Raw genomic sequence first — 16,747 nt, forward strand, 5'->3', positions numbered from 1 at the left:
GCCCGCGGTCAGGATGAAGGCATTGGAGATGGTCATCTGGACCCACAACTCAACCACTGCACCGAGCGACGCAACACGCCGTCCGAGCACCAAGAGGTGGCCCGGGCGCTTACACATTGAAGAAGTTCTGGATCCTACGCACTGCACGATCCGAGCTGCTCGTCGCCGTAGTGGGGGTACCAGCGGTAGTAGCTGGTGTCGACGTTGCGGCTTTGAGGGGCTCGGCCGTGCTGGGGGTGCCATCCGCTCCAGTGGCGGGTGTTGCAGGGATTGCACAGCGGCGCGCGGACGAACTCGTGGGTGTGGCAGTGGTCCCACACGCGTGCCCGCGTGCTCATGCAACCGGTGCACATAAAGTGCGAAGCCGTGGGCCAGTCTGTGCGGCCGGCCCGGTCCACGCGGTAGCGCCGCTGCTGCAGCTCGCCGTTGTAGAGCGCGGTGCCTGCCTCGTCTGCTTTCGCGCCGTAGACGACGGCGGTGCGGGTGATTTCACCGAGGTTGGCCACCACCACGTCCCCGACGCGCTCGAACCAGACGTCGGAACTTCCTCCGTGGTGGGCCCCCATGCACGAGCAGTCGCACTCGACCCCCTCCGCTTCCAGGCACTTCTTGGAGCAGCGCGACAGCTTCGACATGTCCCGCCACACCACGATGTAGCCGTAGCGGTCGATCGCCGCCGTCACCAGCTTGACCAGGCAGTTGCGCGGCAGCTGCCATCGGTCGTTGTGGAGGCGCGGGGAACGGATGCCCACGATCTGGTGTAACCAGCGCCGGTTGCCCGTCATCGCGGGGATCTTCGCGATGACCTGCCCGTCCTTCGGTAGCCAGACCATCGCCACCGGCCCGACCCCGGGCGCCTTGACCACGCGCCCGTCGACGACGCGTACCTCCAGCACATCGCCCTGCATACCTTCACGGTGACACGCAGGTCAGACGCAATGAAGGCGGCGAAGACAAGGTGAGCCGAATGTGGCCAGCCGGTACACCGAGCCGCAGCGTCCTCGAAGATCGACCGGTGTCCTACGTTGTCAACGGGCGGTTCGCATCGAGGACGGGCTGGAGCCTCGACGCCAGTCCGGCTCCTTATGTCCACGGTAGGTCTCCCCCGCCAGGATCTGCGCTCGCGCTCGAATCGCTTCGGCGCATGCCGGGTGCGCCCACCCCTGCTCGACCTTCTCGATCAGCGTCTGCACCGGATACCCCTGCCCACAGCCGACGCAGGTGCCGGCGAATCGCGCCGCCACCCCGCCACCCCGCGGCCCTTCGTGCTCGCGTTGCGATCCCCGCTCTGCGGACCGTTCACTGCCTTCCTGGCTGGTTTCGCCGACTTGCCCCTGACCGCTGTAGGCGTGGGCATGCAGCGCGCGTGCGCCCATGCGCCCGCCTTGGTCTTCTGCCGGCGGTGGCCTTTACCGACGGGTTTCCTGCAGATCGGGCAGGCTCCCTTGCGCTGGCTGTCCTTTGCGGCGCCATCGCCTGCCCGGGCTGTCGTCATAGATCGTGACCGTACCGCCCAGGCCCAGGCAGATGGGCCGAGATGCGGCAACGCCCCAAGCCTGAACAAGACACCCACGCAGGGCCGCGCTGGAAGCTAAGTGGTCGGCTCCGGAAGTCCTTCGGGGGTTGACATGGGTGGCGACGTTCCAGATCGACCAGGTCGCCTACGCGAAACCTGGCGAGAAGCACCAGTCCATCGACTCGATTGTCTGTTTGGTCAGCTCAGGGTGGTTGCGGCACTGGGTGACAGCGGGGGCCGGCGGATACCACCGGGTCTCTCTTCGTACGGTGTGGTGCCCCGTGATGCGACACGTTTTGCGTGCGCCGCGCCGCACGGCTAAATTAGCCGTATGACTAACTTGGTCGATCGACCAAACTCTCCTCGAGGACAGCGTCGCCGCGAGGGGCTCATCGAGGCCGGGCTCGCCCTGCTCATCGAGGGCGGCTGGCCAGCCGTCACCACCCGGGCCGTGGCCGCGCGCAGCGGCGCCAATGTGGGGCTAATCCATTACCACTTCGGCGGCCTGTCGGCCCTGCATCTGGAGATCGCCCGGCGGGCTGGCGACACAGTGATGATGCCCGTGCTCGAGGCGCTCCTTGCCGCACCGGACGCAGGCTCCGCGCTCGATGCGATGCGCCGTGTGGTGCCCCGGGTCACGGGCGATGAGAAGGTACTCCGCCTTGCCGTGGAGCTAATGGCGGGGGCGATGCGCGAGCCGGAGCTCGGCGACGCGTTGCGGGTGGGGCTGCGGGAGGCGCGTGTCCAGATCGCCGACTGGCTCGGGGCACTCAACCCGCAGTGGACGGCCGAGCGAAGGACGGGGGTAGCAACGCTCGTCGCGGCGTTGCTGGACGGGATGATGCTGCACCACCTGCTGGATGCCGAGCTGTCCCTCGAGCCCGCCGTGGCGGCGCTCGGTGAGCTGATCGGGGCCTCGTCATGAAAATCTTGATCTCCGGCGGCGGGATCGCTGGCCTCACCCTCGCCCACTGGCTGCACCACTGGGGCCATATCGCCGTGGTGGCCGAGCGTGCCCCGCACGGGCGCCTCGGCGGCTACGGCATCGACTTCTTCGGCACCGGCTACGACGTGGCCGCGCACATGGGCATCACCGACCGGCTCGCCGCGCACCAACTCCCCACCGACAGTGTCTGCTACGTGGACGGGGCAGGACGTGTCACCGCCCGGCTCGAGCGGCAGCTGCTGGAGAAGGTGATCCGCGGACCGTATCTCGCCCTGATGCACACCACCCTCGAAGAGGCGTTGGCCGAGGCAGTACGGGACAAGGTCGAGATCCGATACGGCCAGCACATCGCCGCCATCGAGCAGCGGCCCAGTGGCGTCGGCATCACTTTCGCCGAAGGCCGGCAGGAGAGCTTTGACCTGCTGATCGGCGCGGACGGGGTGCACTCGGCGACTCGTGAACTCGCCTTCGGACCGGAAGAACGGTTCGCGCGGCACCTCGGCTACACCATGGCCTGCTATCCGCTGCACGACACCTATGGGCTCGGCCCGCGGCGCGTCCACTACAGCGAGCCCGGCCGGCAGACGATCCTCTACCCCACCGGCATGCCCGGTGAGCTGATCGCGCTCTTCCTCTACCGCACCGCCGACCACACCATCCCGCCATGCGCCGAACGGCGTGCCGCACTGCGCCACACCTTTACCGGCATGGGCTGGCTCACTCCCCAACTGCTCGACGCGGCACCCGAAGACGGACTGTTTATGGACAGCCTCACCCAGATCACCATGCCGTCCTGGCACACCGGCCGCATCGCACTGACCGGCGACGCCTGCGCAGCCATGACCCTGACCTCCGCGCAGGGCGCGTCCATGGCCATGGACGGCGGCTACCTACTGGTCCAGGCACTGCACCAACACGCCGACCACCAGGCGGCCTTCCACACCTACGAAACGCAGTTGCGCCCCGCCGTGCAACAACGCCAGCAGCGCGCCCGTACCTTCGCCCGCTCCCTCGTCCCCGCCACCCGCACCGGCCTCGCCACCCAGAGCGCCGTCACCCGGCTCGTCCTGCGCAACGCCTTCAGCGGCCTGCTGCGCCGCGGCTACGGCGACGCCACCAGCATCCTCACCCGCACCTGAAGGACACTCATCATGGAGATCGTCAAACGCCCGGCCCCGCCGACCGGGATTCGCCGCCTGCTGTTCCGCTCCCCCATCCACTTCTACCGACTGCGGCTGGGCTGGCTCTTCGGCGGCCGGCTGCTCCTGCTGAACCACACCGGACGAAAGTCGGGCAAGCGGCGCCAGGTCGTCATCGAAGTCGTCGAGCACGACCGCTCGGACGGCAGTTACGTGGTCTGCTCCGGATTCGGCCCCAAAGCCGCCTGGTACCAGAACCTCCTCGCCACCCCCGAGACCAGCATCCAAGTCGGCACGCGGACCATCCCCGTCACCGCCCACTCCCTCGACACGGACGAAGGCGGCGACTTCATGGCCCGCTACGCACCCCGCCACCCCAGAGCCGCCCGCAAACTCGTGCGCTTCATGGGCTTCTCCGCCGACGGCACACAAGAGGACTACCGCGCGGTCGGACGCCAACTGCCCTTCGTCCGCCTCAGCCCACGCCAACCGTGAAGTAGCCCCACGACCCACAGGTCTCGACGATAGCTCGGAGGAAGTCGGTCCCGTCACTCCCGTTCACCGCCGCCGAGAGATGGGCCGCCCTTCCTCCATGACCGCGTGCTCTGCTGTGCCCGTGGAGCTGACTGCTTCCGAGCGCCATCAGCTCAAGAAGATGGCCTACGGCCACAAAACCTCGCACCAGGCACGCCAGCGGGCAACGATCGTGCTTCTGTCGGCACGGGGCCACGTTTATGCGACAACCCGCGAGAAACCGGGAAAAGAGACCGAGGACATGATCGATGATCTAAGAACCGAGACCGTGGAAAGGCTCGACCTGGATGTGTCTCGCTCCTCAGGATGGGCTTGATCCGGTTTGACGGACATCCGAGATCAGGGGCTCGCCCCCGAGAGGATGTCCATGATGGAGAGCATGGGGAAGAAGAAGCCGCGTCCTCGCCGCTCGTTCACGCCGGAGTTCAAAGCCGAGATCGTCGAGCTGTGCCGGCGCGGTGACCGCCCGGTCGGGCAGGTGGCCAAGGACTTCGATCTGACCGAGACCGCGGTGCGGCAATGGGTGCGCCAGGCCGAGGTCGATGCCGGCGACAGGGACGGACTGACCAGCAGTGAGCGGCAGGAGCTGCAGGCGTTGCGGCGGGAGAACCAGCGGCTTCGCCAAGACGTCGACGTGCTCAAGCGAGCGACGGCTTTCTTCGTGAGGGAGACCCGGTGAGCGTGCACCCGTTCATCGAGGCGGAGAAGCAGAGCGGCCACAGCGTCAAACGGGCGTGTGAGCTGCTGGGAGTCTCCCGTGCCGCCTTCTACTCGCGCCGCAGCGCGCTGCCCGGTCCGCGCGCGGTGCGTGATGCGGAGCTGGCCGAGCACATCGCCGAGGTGCACGCACGCTCGCGAGGCAGCTACGGCGCACCGCGGGTGCACGCGCAACTGCAGCGAGACGGTGAGCAGTGCGGCCGGCGGCGGGTGGCCCGGCTGATGCGCGCGCTCGGCCTGGCCGGACGGTATCGGCGGCGCCGGCAGCGGACCACCGTCCCCGACCCGGACGCCGGCACCCGGCCGGACCTGATCGGCCGCGACTTCACGCCAGATGCGGCCGGGCTCGATGCCCGCTGGTGTGGCGATATCACCTACATCGCCACCGAGGAGGGCTGGCTGTATCTGGCCACCGTCATCGACATCGCCTCGCGCCGGGTGGTCGGCTGGGCGACGGCGGATCATCTGCGCACCGACCTGGTCACCGACGCGCTGCTCCAGGCCTGGGCACACCGCCGCCCTACTCGGCCGGTGATCTTTCACTCGGACAAGGGCTGTCAGTACACCAGCGCTGACTACACCGCCCTGGCTGAACGGCTCGGAGTGCGACTGTCGGTCGGGCGTACCGGTCAGTGCTGGGACAACGCGCTGGCCGAGTCGTTCTTCGCCACGCTCAAGGGCGAATTTCTTAACATCCAACCCTGGCCCACCCGCTCCGCTGCCCGAAGCGCGATCTTCGAATTCATCGAGGGCTGGTACAACCTGCACCGGCTGCACAGCAGCCTGAGCTACCGTAGCCCTGCCGATTACGAGGCCGCCCGCGCAGCCTGACCACCACAACGATGGTGTCCGTCAAAGCGGAACAAGCTCAAGGATGAACATGACAGGGCGCAGGTGCATCCGGCTAGGCGGTCCCGGTCCGCGAACGTCCGACTACTGATCAAGAAGGTCTGAGGTCACGCATTTGGGCTGGTCGAGTGGTGCGTTCGTGTGGGTTGTAGACCTGGAATATGAGGTATTCGGATAGTAGAGGTCTGTCGATGCGGGTCCGCGCTGAACGGAAGCGGCTTCGTTTCGTAGCGGCGGACATGTTCGCCGGGGGCATGAGCGCGCCGCAGGTGGGGTGGCAGACGCTGCGACTGACGGGGTCCAAGGCGGCTGGGGCAGCGGGACCGGCCAGAGAGGCAAGTAAAAGCCGCACGGCTCGGCCCCGACTTCTGCGACACCCATACGCGTGCGCGGGTGAACCGGTGCGATCCGGCCCGGCCATGGGGTGGTGTCGGCCGTGGTCGACCCATCTCGGTGGGGGCGTCTTTCGCTGGGTTTCGATCTCACACAATGCTAATTGTGTGAACCTCTCGTCCCGGGCGGTAACGATCGAGAGACAGGCCAAGCGCAGGGCGGCAGCATCTATTGATATGGCGTTATGCGTCTGCTCAAGCGATTTCGCCGCACTCGCCCTCTGCCCGCAGATGCCGCACCGGTCATGCCGCCCGTGTTGCGTATGCCGCGGGCAGCGGCATGGTGGATCGTGCCGATCACCCTTTTGGTGGGTGCGGTCGTCGGCGGGGTGAGTTGGTGGCTGTTGAGCGATGCGTCGTCGACGGCTGCGGCGATTGCCAGGCAGGGAGCGTTACAGACCGCGCTGGCAGCAGGTGCCGGGGTTGGAGCTGCGGTGACGCTGATGCTGGCTTTTCGTCGCCAGCATCACCAAGAACGCACCGCGGCCGTGACCGCCGACCTTGCTGAGCGCAATGTTCTGCTGGCCAAAGAGGTGGCCGAACACACCAAGCATGATGCGACCGAGCGGCGGGTCACCGACCTGTACGTCAAGGCCGCCGAGCAACTCGGGCACGACCAGGCCGCCGTTCGCCTGGCCGGCCTGTACGCGCTGGAGCGGCTGGCCCAGGACAACCCCGGCCAGCGCCAGACCATCGTGAACGTGATCTGCGCCTACCTGCGGATGCCCTACACCCCGCCCCGGCCCGCAGACCCCGAACAGGAGCGCAAAGCCGCGCTGCGCGAGGCCCGCCGCCGTTACCACGCCACCCACATCAGCGGGACCTCTCCCACCCGGCCGGCCCTTGCGCCCGCCGAGGACTTGGAAGGCGAACGCCAGGTCCGGCTCACCGCTCAGCGCATCCTGAGCGAGCACCTGCGCGACGAGCGGCCCGCCGAGCAACGCGACACCACCTCACCCGGCCCGCGCTTTTGGCCCGGCATGCGCATCGACCTGACCGGCGCCACCCTCATCGACCTCGACTTCAGTCACTGCCACATCGCCGAGGCCACCTTCACCAAAGCGACCTTCACCGGGGACGCCAGGTTCAGCAAGGTGACCTTCACCGGGGACGCCGAGTTCGGCGAAGCGACCTTCGCTGGGGACGCTTGGTTCCGCGAGACGTTCTTCAGCGGGCGCGCCCACTTCGGCAAGGTGACCTTCACCCGGTATGCCCACTTCGGCGGAGCGACCTTCGCCGCGCAGACCTGGCCCGACAAGGCGGCCTTCCCCCGGGACGCCTTCTTCGGTGAGGCACCCCATATCGGGTTCACCTGGTTCGGCGGAGCGACCTTCACCGGTCATGTCTGGTTCGACCAGGTGACCTTCGCCGAAGGCGCCTTCTTCGGTGAGGCGACCTTCACTGAAGGCGCCGGATTCAACAAGGCGACCTTTACCGAGCGGGCATGGTTCGGCAAGGCGATCTTCACCGGGCTCGCCTCGTTCGGCGGGGCAACTTTCACCGGGCAGGCCCAGTTCATCGAGGTGACCTTCGCCAAGGGGGTCGAGTTCAACGAGGCGATCGCCACGGCTTCGGATGGCTGGCATGTCTGGCCTGCCGGGTGGTGGGTCAGCGGGCGGTCCGATGGCAGTGGGGTGCTGGTGCGGGAGGGCGAGGACTAGCGACGGATCCGCTGGTTCGTCCTCCCGCAGGAGGGCGGGCATCGCCGGCGGGCGGCTGGTCGGGGCCGGGTCGTGCCCGGGGATCGGGAAAGCCTGCGCGCCGCGGTGTAAAGCAGTGCAATAGCGGATGTGCCGCTTCTTCCACGCCGTCGTCCTGCCCCTGACCCCACCCCGGCCGTCCCAGGGACTGTGCCGCCCACACTGCCCACGCCCCGGGCTGCGGCTTGGTGGATCGCGCTGGCCGTGCTGCTGGTCGGTGCCGCGGTGGGCGGCACCCTGTGGTGGCTGCTGGCCGACCTGGCCGTCGTTGCCGTACCTGCCCCGCCCGGTGCCCCGCCGACCGCTCTGCCGGCCGCCTTTGGCGGGACGATCGGTGCGCGCGGTGAGATGCTGCGCACCGCGCTGGCCGCCGGTGCCGGAGTCGGCGCCGCCATCACCTTGGCCTTGGCCTTTCGGCGTCAGCGCCACCAGGAACTCACCACGCTCATCACCAGCCACTACGCCGAACGAACGGCCGAGCACACCGAGCGCGACGCCACCGAGCGCCGGGTCACCGACCTGTACACCAAGGCCGTCGAACAGCTCGGCCACGCCAAGGCCGCCGTGCGTCTAGGTGGCCTGTACGCCCTGGAGCGCCTGGCCCAGGACAACCCCGGCCACCGCCAGACCATTGTCAACGTCATCTGCGCCTACCTGCGCATGCCCTACACCCCGCCTGCGCCCGCCCCGGACCCCGCACAGCAGCGGCAGGAGGCGCTGCGCGCGGCCCGGCGCCGATACCAGGCCACCCGCGGCGGCGGGACGGCCCTGCCCGCCGGCCCGCCCTCGGCCGACATCAACGACACCGACGCCGAAGGCGAGCGCCAGGTCCGCCTGACCGCCCAGCGCATCCTCGGCGACCACCTACGCGATCAGCGCACTCCCCAAGAACGCGACAGCGGCCACCCGGCCGATACCCGCTTCTGGGACGGCATGCGCCTCGACCTGAGCGGCGCCACCCTCATCGACCTCAACCTCCAGCACTGCCACATCACCAACACCCGATTCGACCGAACGACCTTCATCGGGGACGCCGCGTTCGGTGGAACGACCTTCACCGGGGAAACCATGTTCAGCAGAGCGTCCTTCACCGGGAACGCCCGGTTCGGTGGGACAACCTTCACCGGGAACGCCTGGTTCACCGACGCGACCTTCACCGGGAACACCGCATTCGCCGAGGCAACCTTCACCGGGAACGCCGCATTCGCCGAGGCGACCTTCATCGGGGACGCCTGGTTCGTTAAGGCTTCCTTCTTCGAGGACGCCCGGTTCAACAGGGCGACCTTCGCCGGGAAGGCCCTGTTCGGCGAGGCGACCTTCGCCGCGGGCTTCTGGAGTGGAGATGGTCGAGTGCTGCGGCCGGGTGGTGGGCAGTGCTGGCCACCGAAGTGGACGGTTGTGCCGCCGGAAGGCACCGAGCTGCTGCGGCAGGAGGCGGAACCGGAACCGGAGGCGCCCGGGCCCGGTGCGGCCGGCGGCGCTCTCGCACCGGATGCCGGGGGTGGTGAGGACAGGGCGCCGGGGACGGTCGGCTGACGTCGGAGCCGCGCCCGGGTTCGCCTGATTTCAGCAGGGTCAGCTTGCGGGAAGTCCTAGGCGACTGCAATCACGTCAGAGAAACCCGCAGTGCTGAAGCTCAGCCGCAGTGCGATATCGCTACTTTTGTTCGCCGCTGCCCGAAGCGTGGCGGTCGGCTCCGCGGCCCTCAAGGCCACTGGGCCTCGCTGCGCTCGCCCCATGGCCTTGACCGCCGCAATCACCGACCGCCTTACGGGCCACCACGACGACCACGCGGTCCGATCGGAGCGGCGTAGCGTCGGGGTATGGCCGAGGAGCAACAGGACCCGCCCATCTGCGATACCTGCTTGGGCGCGGGCGGTGAATGGATCGACCGCAACGGCAGCAGCAAGAAGCAGAGCGTCTGGGTGGCGTGTACCGCGTGCGCCGGGACAGGGCGGCGATGAGCGACCCGATTACCTGCCCCGAGTGTGAGGGCGTGGGCGGTCAGCGGTTGGGCCGGCTGCGCATCGTGTGCCGGTTCTGCCATGGCCGGGGCTGGGTCGGTGCCGAGCACGAGCCCGCCGAGCCCTCCCCGCCGCCCGCTGAACGGCCACCGGCGTGGGAGCACCGCATCTGGTCCGACTCCGCGGCCGCCGCTGTCCTGGGATGCCGCTATTGCTTGGGCTCCAAGACCGTGGCGCACCTGGATGAGAGCACCCGCACGCTGGTGATGACACCTTGCCGATGCCAGGCGCCTGGGGACCTGTCGGGGAGCGCGTAGAACACTGCGGAGCCCATGGGTAGAAACCCCTTGCCGATGACGGCCTCGCCGGTGGCGGCGCGTGAGATGACACGCTCTCCGCTCGCGAACATGTGACTCCGGATCTCACCTACAAAGCCAGAGGGGGCCGATGCAAGGTGTGAGGCCATTTGCGATCGCCACTTCGGTGCTCGCCGTGACGGGCGATGGCGATCGACGCCACGCCAACTCCTTCATCGTCGGCGTGCCACTGAGCCACGACGTTGCCCTGATGCTCAACGACAACGTACGACGAGGCCTCCCCGGTAGTTCGAAGCTGCCCCGGTGCGAGCTCGGAACTCACCCATCGCTGCTGCCATGTTCAGGGCTGGTTTCGACGGGGTCAACGGGCCGCAGCATCAAAAGCATGATGGCCAGCACGATGGGCCTGGAGATGATCTCGAACCAGGAGCTGCCGGCATCCCATTGGATGACGGTGGAAAGAGCGATCAGAGCCCATGCGGCGATAAGGATCCGGCGCGCGCTGTGGCCGCGTCTCCCGTCCACTCCGGCCTGCAGTGCCAGCACGACGGGAGAGAGGGTCAGCCAAAGCGGCACCAGCCACGCCCAGAAACCTGACTGGTCGAGCCCTTGTGGCGACTGTGTCCACACCAGCAGGTCGGTGAGCGAGAGCCACACCATCAGCACCGCTCCCAGCACGAGGACTGCAACCTGAGCGGTCAGCCGTACTCGTCGGAGCCACGCTGACTCGATCGGCGACGTCTCACTCATCGAGGCCTCCCCTTCGCGACAAGATGGCGGTCGCGATCATCTTCGGCATCGAGCTAACCGCATCACGGTCGGTGCCGTCCGGCAAGCGAGGCAACCCTTCGGGTTTACGTCATGGCGATCGCGCTCCAGGCCCCTTTGCTGCTCCTGACTGCGTACTCGACCTCAGTGGGTGACTCACATTGCCCACTGAGAACCGCACCTTCTCAGTGGAAGGACGGCCACAATGTCGCCCAAAGCCTCCAGCTCGCGGATCCGGAAATTCCCGACTATGGGTCACACCAAAAGGTCTTCGCTTTTGGCCCCTAATACCCTGAGAAGACTCAAAATCGTGAAATACCCCGGCTCTACTACCGTCGCCGTTTCGATTTTCCTGAGAGTCGACAGCGCGACCTCGGCGCTGGCAGCCAGCTGTTGCTGGGTGTAGCCCTTCTGAACGCGAAGTTCTTTCAGTCTCGGTCCCAGGCGTGCCGCCTGTGAGGCATACCTGCTATCAGCTCGTTTTCTTCGCCCCGAAGCCACCGCACCACCACGTGTAGTGATAAATTAATACCGCTCAAAATTTATCACTACTACGACGCGAAGCACACTCCTCGGCACGCTGAGACCAAGGAAGGCACCGTCATGGCCAGACGAACGACGATCGAGTGGACAGAGGTCACGTGGAATCCCACGACAGGCTGTGACCAGATTTCTGCTGGTTGCGACAACTGCTACGCGCTTACGCTTGCCAAGCGGCTCAAGGCCATGGGTGCCCAGAAATACCAGCGTGACGGCGATGCCCGTACTTCGGGACCAGGCTTCGGGCTCACGGTTCACCCTTCGGCGCTAGCTCAGCCGTACTCCTGGCGCACTCCTCAAGTGGTCTTCGTCAACTCCATGAGCGACCTGTTTCACGCCCGGGTCCCGCTCGACTTCGTCCGCGAGGTCTTCAAGGTTATTTCGGACACTCCCCAGCACACCTACCAGATCCTCACTAAGCGTTCGTCGAGGCTGCGTAAAGTCGCACATTTGCTCGAATGGCCAGCCAATTTATGGATGGGGGTCTCCGTCGAAGACCGCGACGCCCTCCACCGAGCAGATGATCTACGAAAAGTGCCAGCTCAGATCAAGTTTCTGTCCTGCGAACCTCTGCTGGGGCCACTGTCTGACCTGAAGATCGCGGGCCTGGACTGGGTCATCGCTGGTGGCGAAAGCGGACCGACGCACCGCCCCGTTGATCCTGACTGGGTGAGAGAAATCCGCGATCTGTGTCAAGAAAGCCAAACGCCATTCTTCTTCAAGCAGTGGGGAGGGCGCACACCCAAAGCAGGTGGCCGGCTGCTCGATGGGCGCACGTGGGACGAACTTCCTCTCCAGGCGCAACCGTCTCACTCGAAAAATCCTCATGTCGTAACCGCTTGACCGGTTTCGGCCGGAAAAACCGGGTGGGTCGCTTCGCGAAGATGGGTAAGAAGTCATGCATGCCTACCCCCCGGCCCCTTCTTTGGCACTGCGCGCCCCATACAAGAGCCAAACACGAACTCCTGCGCCGATACCTGGAAGCATGGTTTCCCATCCTTCTTCAGGGTCCTCGCGCGCGTGAATGCGTGACATACGTGGAAGGGTTCGCTGGTCCGGGCATCTACGAGGCCGGTGAACCCGGATCGCCCATCGTCGCTTTGCAGGTCTTCCTTCGTCAGCGTCGCCTCCTTGACGCGGGTAAGAAGACGAACGTCGTGTTGATCGAAGAGCGAGCGGACCGGCTGCAGCGGTTGCAAAAGGAGATCAACGACGCCACCGCCCCGTACGGGAACGTTCCTGATGGCATGAGGATCGAGTACCGCAACGACAGGTGCGCCGACGCCCTGCTCTCTGCCTTACACGCTGTCGGAGCGATGAAAACGCCAATCTTCGCCTTCCTGGACAGCTGGGGCGGGCCGGACATTCCCCTCGACGTCGCACGAGCTATCGCGAGCGCTCCCTCCAGTGAGGTCCTCGTCACGTTCGGCACGCGTTTCCTCATGCAATTCGGCAAGGCTGAGGCACATCAAGCCTCTGGTGATCAAGCCTTCGGGGGGCCTTCCTGGCGCAAAGTCTGGGACCTTCCCTCCAGCAAGAAGAAGAGCTTCCTCGTCAGCACCTACCGCGAGTCGCTCAAAGCGGCAGGCTTTCGCTACGTCCTCTCCTTCGAGATGCTCGGCGATGGCGGCCATGACCTGCATCTCGTCTATGGAACAACAAATCCCCTGGGACTACAGAAGATGAAGGAGGCCATGTGGAAGGTGGATCCGATCCGCGGCGTGAACTACCGCGACCCCCGCGACCCAGACCAGCTCTCTCTTGAGCTCAGCTTCGATCCGGACACGGGCCCACTACGTCGAGCCATCCTTGAAGAGCTGTCCAAAGGGGAACGCACCCTCGCGCAGCTCAGGGACTTCACGCTCCTGGAGACCGTGTATCGCCCTCCTCAGGCAACGATCGTCGTCAAGGACCTCCTAGGACGTGGTCTTGTGGAGCGCGAGCCTGCTCGCGGCCAGCTGAGCTCAGACAAAGTGATCCGGCTGGCACCTAAAAAGCCCCCGGAGACGGAACCGCTTTTTTGAACACGCAGTGACGACCCGGGCAGTCGTCAACACGAGATCGACGCTTCTTGTCGCCGCAGACAGAGTCGGCCCTTACGCGCAAAGCCACCTATTCGATCTTCGAGGCCCGAAACGTGTCGCCACGGTTCCGGTGGCGCATCGGGTACAGGCCGCTCATCATCGAAGGCATGACCTCCGGTCGCCAATACGCCTACGTGATCCAGACGCGCGAACCCGGCCGCCCCTCATGGTCGTGGGCGAGCTACGGCGACAAGGAGCGGCAGACGGCCGGGCGCGGGGTCGTCGACGATGCCACAGGCAGCCCCCGCGTGTTCGGCCGCGCTACCTTCCGCGCCTACCTCGAGCATCTGGTCACTGAGGCATCTGAGGTGGTGAGGTACTTCCTGCAGGGGGAGCATCCCGAGCACGACACCGACTGGCGCATCCTGGTATGGGACGTCCCCGCCACGGGCTACGACCAGCGCAGCACCGTGCCGCCTGCCGGCGATCCACTCCGCGCGGGCTACGCCCTCGCAATGGCCATCGAGGGCGGCGAACCACACTACCTGGGCACCTGGAGCGGAGCCGACGTCCGCAAACGACTATGCGATCTGGTGGTGCGGGAGGAGGAGTCCCACGCCAGGGATGCCGTTCCTCCGTCCGTCTGAGCCGGCCCGTCCAGCGCGGTGGCGGCCTGAAGCAAGGTGAGCGGCGCGATCACGATCCACGCCGATCCTTCCCTCGGGCCGGTACCGCATCGCTACGCCGGCCGTGTCAACGGCAGCTCAGCGGCCCACGCTGCTGGGGCGAGCCACACCAATGCCCCAGCCACAACCCCACCACGCTCGGCCGGGCTCGCCCGCTGTCGAACACCGGCCGTGAGGCCTTCGGCTCCCTGTGGAAAAGGGGCAACACCGGGATCAGCTCAGGGATGCGCGCAACGCGGCGATGAACCATTCGAAGGCGGGGACACCGGGCGGGAACGGCGCATGGCCGTTGAGCACACCCAGGAGCTGCCAGTACCGCTCCACCCGGCGATCGGTGAACATCTCCATCTCGTCGGCCACCCGGTCACGGTCTTCGGCGGGCAGCGCCGGATCCACCAGCTGGTCCAGGATCGCCCTGCCCTCGGCCGACCCGGGGTCGATGCCGGCGGCCACGGCTCTTCCGGCGTGCTCGAGGACCAGGCCGGAGTCGTAGGGCTGCGGCCCGGACTCGTTCCCGGGCGCGGCGCCGGCCACCGCCATCTGACGTACGCGTTCCTGGAAGCCGGTGTCACTCACGAGTTCGGCGAGCTCCAGCCAGGCCTGCGCCTGTTCCGGGGTGGGGTCGCCCGGCAGCTCTGCCGGGAGCCGGCGCATATGGGTCGCGATGTGCGCTCCCGGTGCCTGCGGGTCTATGCCGTCGACCACGCGGTCGACGAACTCGTCGATCATTCGCTGCCGCTCCTGGGCGGACAGGCGGGCCAACTTGTGCATGAGCATCATCTCCTCGGTCGTGCTTTCCTGACGGGTGATCGACCGCAGCACCGCCCGGCGCAGCTGGAGAGAGCGGATCTGGGTGTCCAGCGCTCCCAGGTGGGCCCGCGCGACCTCGACCACTGTGCACTGCCTCGTCAGGATCTTCTGGACGGTGTCGAGGTCCAGTCCCAGTTCGCGTAGCGTTCGCACCAGGTCGAGTCGGACGGCGGCCTGCGCGTCGTACAGACGGTAGCCACCGGCCGACCGGCACGTCGGCGGGATGACACCGATGTCAGACCAGAAGCGGATCGTACGCACCGGCAGGCCCGTGCGGTCAGCGAGCTGTCCGATGGTGAGCAGGTCGTCGCGATCGTTCACCACAGCACCAGCATCAACCCTCCAGCCGCTGGAGAGTCAAACCGATTGTTCCGACAACACGTCGCGGGGGTCTTGGCGCCCCTCGCGGGAGGCGCCACCGGGTGTGGCCCGCCCGAGTTCGGCGAGGGCGGAAGCGATCGGCGGGCCTTCCTCGGGTCCGGCCGGAGGTGGCCGAAAAGGCTGACCGCGATGAGGGACTCGGCGCAGCGGGGGCCGCCGGAAGGTCATAGGTTCCGGGAATCCCTAATTCCCGTGAGTTGTCGGAAACTGAGCGGATCTGGCGCCTCTTTCGTCTCAGGTCCCTCCAGCGGGCTCTTCTGCCTAGCGTCAGTTCCGCTCGAGCCGACCGGCGACCCCCTCCCTCTCGTATTTGGGTAGCCCTACCGCGTCAGTGAGGTCCGCGCCGGTGAAATTCGCGTCGGTGAAATTCGCGCCAGCCAAGTTCGCGAGGAGGAGTTCTGCGCTGGTGAGGTTCGCCTTAGTGAGGTTCGTCTTGGTGAGGTTTGCGCTGGTGAGGTTCGTCTTACAGCTCGTTTCAAAATGAGCGGTGTGTCGGCTGGTGACGGCAGACTCAAGCGGACAAACTCAACCGCGTGTCTTCCCCCGACCTCGTTCCAAATGATCTATGGGAGCGCATAGCTCCGCTCCTGCCGCCCCATCCACCACGCCGCCGACACCATCCAGGACGGCGGCCGATCGACGACCGCATGGCCTTGGCCGACATCGTCTACGTGCTGCGCACCGGCGTGGCCTGGCGCGATGTCCCGGCCTCGACCATCGGCTGCTCGGGAGTGACCTGCTGGCGGCGACTACGCGACTGGACCGAGGCCGGCGTGTGGCCACGCCTGCACCAGCTACTACTGGACGAATTGCGGGCCGCGGGCCTGCTCGACCTGAATGATGCCGCCATCGACGGATCGCACGTGCGCGCCCTCAAAGGGGGGACCACGTCGGCCCGTCGCCGGTCGACCGAGGCCGGCCCGGCTCCAAGCACCACCTGATCGTCGACGCGCACGGCACGCCGCTGGCAGTGTCGGTGACCGGCGGCAACCGCCACGACGTCACCCAGATGCTCCCCTTGCTGGCGGCGATCCCGCCCATCCGCGGTGTACGAGGCCGACCTCGGCGCAAACCCCGGCGGCTGTACGCCGACCGCGGCTACGACTACCCCAGCCACCGCCGCCACCTGTGGAAACGCGGGATCAAACCGGTCATCGCCCGACGCGGTAGCCCGCACGGCTCAGGACTGGGAACCATCCGGTGGGTGGTCGAGCGGACCTTCGCCTGGCTACACCAGTTCAAACGGCTGCGCATCCGCTACGAACACCGCGCCGATCTCCATCAAGGTCTGCTCGATCTGGCATGCAGCCTCATCTGCCTGCGCCGACTCCGAACCTCATTCTGAAACCGTCAGTTAGTGGATAACTCACATTATCCACTGAGTACTTTTATGATCTTGTCACGGACGCTCTGCGGTCCGGGCTGCCCCCGCACATCGCCGCGATCGAGACCACCCTTGCCGCT

At 66.6% G+C, this 16,747-nt stretch carries 17 protein-coding genes and 1 pseudogene; 12 read left to right on the plus strand and 6 right to left on the minus strand.

Features of this window, described 5'->3' with window-relative positions:
• Positions 1–134: 134 nt before the first annotated feature.
• Both ABD832_RS01125 and ABD832_RS01130 read right to left on the minus strand, forming a co-directional pair.
• Positions 135–908 carry an endonuclease domain-containing protein gene (locus tag ABD832_RS01125; protein WP_344887008.1) on the minus strand — a complete coding sequence of 258 codons (774 nt, stop codon included), beginning with the start codon at positions 906–908 and terminating at the stop codon, positions 135–137.
• A 120-nt stretch (positions 909–1,028) separates the two neighbouring features.
• On the minus strand, positions 1,029–1,376 hold the full coding sequence (locus ABD832_RS01130; protein WP_344887010.1) for a hypothetical protein: 348 nt from the start codon (positions 1,374–1,376) through the stop codon (positions 1,029–1,031).
• Positions 1,377–1,847: 471 nt separating this feature from the next.
• On the opposite strand from ABD832_RS01130, the gene ABD832_RS01135 reads away from it, so the two are divergent.
• From ABD832_RS01135 to ABD832_RS01170, 8 genes are all read left to right on the plus strand, one after another.
• Positions 1,848–2,441 (plus strand): TetR/AcrR family transcriptional regulator, encoded by a 594-nt coding sequence (locus tag ABD832_RS01135; protein ID WP_344887012.1) that lies wholly within the window; start codon positions 1,848–1,850, stop codon positions 2,439–2,441.
• A complete protein-coding gene (locus tag ABD832_RS01140; RefSeq protein WP_344887014.1) occupies positions 2,438–3,601 on the plus strand; it encodes an FAD-dependent monooxygenase in 1,164 nt (387 codons plus the stop codon). The genes ABD832_RS01135 and ABD832_RS01140 overlap by 4 nt, the downstream gene beginning before the upstream one ends.
• A 12-nt stretch (positions 3,602–3,613) precedes the next feature.
• On the plus strand, positions 3,614–4,096 hold the full coding sequence (locus ABD832_RS01145; protein ID WP_344887016.1) for a nitroreductase family deazaflavin-dependent oxidoreductase: 483 nt from the start codon (positions 3,614–3,616) through the stop codon (positions 4,094–4,096).
• 121 nt (positions 4,097–4,217) lie between these two features.
• A complete protein-coding gene (locus ABD832_RS01150) occupies positions 4,218–4,451 on the plus strand; it encodes a hypothetical protein (RefSeq protein ID WP_344887018.1) in 234 nt (77 codons plus the stop codon).
• A gap of 63 nt (positions 4,452–4,514) precedes the next feature.
• A complete protein-coding gene (locus ABD832_RS01155) occupies positions 4,515–4,814 on the plus strand; it encodes a transposase (RefSeq protein ID WP_344887020.1) in 300 nt (99 codons plus the stop codon).
• Complete coding sequence (locus ABD832_RS01160) at positions 4,811–5,683, plus strand: IS3 family transposase (RefSeq protein ID WP_344887022.1); 873 nt, start codon at positions 4,811–4,813, stop codon at positions 5,681–5,683. The genes ABD832_RS01155 and ABD832_RS01160 overlap by 4 nt, the downstream gene beginning before the upstream one ends.
• A 595-nt stretch (positions 5,684–6,278) precedes the next feature.
• Positions 6,279–7,754 carry a pentapeptide repeat-containing protein gene (locus ABD832_RS01165; protein WP_344887024.1) on the plus strand — a complete coding sequence of 492 codons (1,476 nt, stop codon included), beginning with the start codon at positions 6,279–6,281 and terminating at the stop codon, positions 7,752–7,754.
• 189 nt (positions 7,755–7,943) lie between these two features.
• Positions 7,944–9,329: a pentapeptide repeat-containing protein gene (locus tag ABD832_RS01170; RefSeq protein ID WP_344887026.1), complete on the plus strand. Its 1,386-nt coding sequence runs from the start codon at positions 7,944–7,946 to the stop codon at positions 9,327–9,329.
• A 1,063-nt stretch (positions 9,330–10,392) separates the two neighbouring features.
• Here ABD832_RS01170 and ABD832_RS01175 read toward each other — a convergent pair.
• Entirely contained in the window at positions 10,393–10,824 is a 432-nt protein-coding gene (locus tag ABD832_RS01175; protein WP_344887028.1) for a hypothetical protein, read from the minus strand.
• 273 nt (positions 10,825–11,097) lie between these two features.
• A complete protein-coding gene (locus ABD832_RS41980; RefSeq protein WP_413224978.1) occupies positions 11,098–11,343 on the minus strand; it encodes a helix-turn-helix transcriptional regulator in 246 nt (81 codons plus the stop codon).
• A 102-nt stretch (positions 11,344–11,445) separates the two neighbouring features.
• Between ABD832_RS41980 and ABD832_RS01180 the strand changes: the two genes are divergently transcribed.
• The 3 genes from ABD832_RS01180 to ABD832_RS01190 all read left to right on the plus strand — a co-directional run bounded on the left by ABD832_RS01180 (position 11,446) and on the right by ABD832_RS01190 (position 14,053).
• The gene (locus ABD832_RS01180) at positions 11,446–12,225 is read left to right on the plus strand and encodes a DUF5131 family protein (RefSeq protein WP_344887030.1); all 780 of its coding nucleotides are present in this window, start codon (positions 11,446–11,448) and stop codon (positions 12,223–12,225) included.
• A 59-nt stretch (positions 12,226–12,284) separates the two neighbouring features.
• Positions 12,285–13,406, plus strand: coding sequence for a three-Cys-motif partner protein TcmP (locus ABD832_RS01185; protein WP_344887548.1), 1,122 nt, complete (start codon positions 12,285–12,287; stop codon positions 13,404–13,406).
• 167 nt (positions 13,407–13,573) lie between these two features.
• Positions 13,574–14,053, plus strand: coding sequence for a hypothetical protein (locus ABD832_RS01190; protein ID WP_344887032.1), 480 nt, complete (start codon positions 13,574–13,576; stop codon positions 14,051–14,053).
• Positions 14,054–14,305: 252 nt separating this feature from the next.
• Here the strand turns inward: ABD832_RS01190 and ABD832_RS01195 are convergent, their stop codons facing one another.
• Together ABD832_RS01195 and ABD832_RS41985 are read right to left on the minus strand one after the other, a co-directional pair.
• On the minus strand, positions 14,306–15,223 hold the full coding sequence (locus ABD832_RS01195; protein ID WP_344887034.1) for a helix-turn-helix domain-containing protein: 918 nt from the start codon (positions 15,221–15,223) through the stop codon (positions 14,306–14,308).
• A 327-nt stretch (positions 15,224–15,550) separates the two neighbouring features.
• Positions 15,551–15,733, minus strand: a pseudogene (locus tag ABD832_RS41985) (pentapeptide repeat-containing protein); the annotation flags it as partial.
• A gap of 83 nt (positions 15,734–15,816) precedes the next feature.
• On the opposite strand from ABD832_RS41985, the gene ABD832_RS01200 reads away from it, so the two are divergent.
• Positions 15,817–16,628, plus strand: a protein-coding gene (locus ABD832_RS01200) for an IS5 family transposase (protein ID WP_344887036.1) whose coding sequence is annotated in 2 segments (ribosomal slippage) — positions 15,817–16,159 and positions 16,159–16,628 — 813 coding nt in all. Because the reading frame shifts where the segments join, the coding sequence is not laid out codon by codon here.
• The last annotated feature ends 119 nt before the right edge of the window (positions 16,629–16,747 follow it).

The organism is Streptosporangium longisporum, from assembly GCF_039534895.1.
Classification (GTDB): Bacteria; Actinomycetota; Actinomycetes; order Streptosporangiales; family Streptosporangiaceae; genus Streptosporangium; species Streptosporangium longisporum.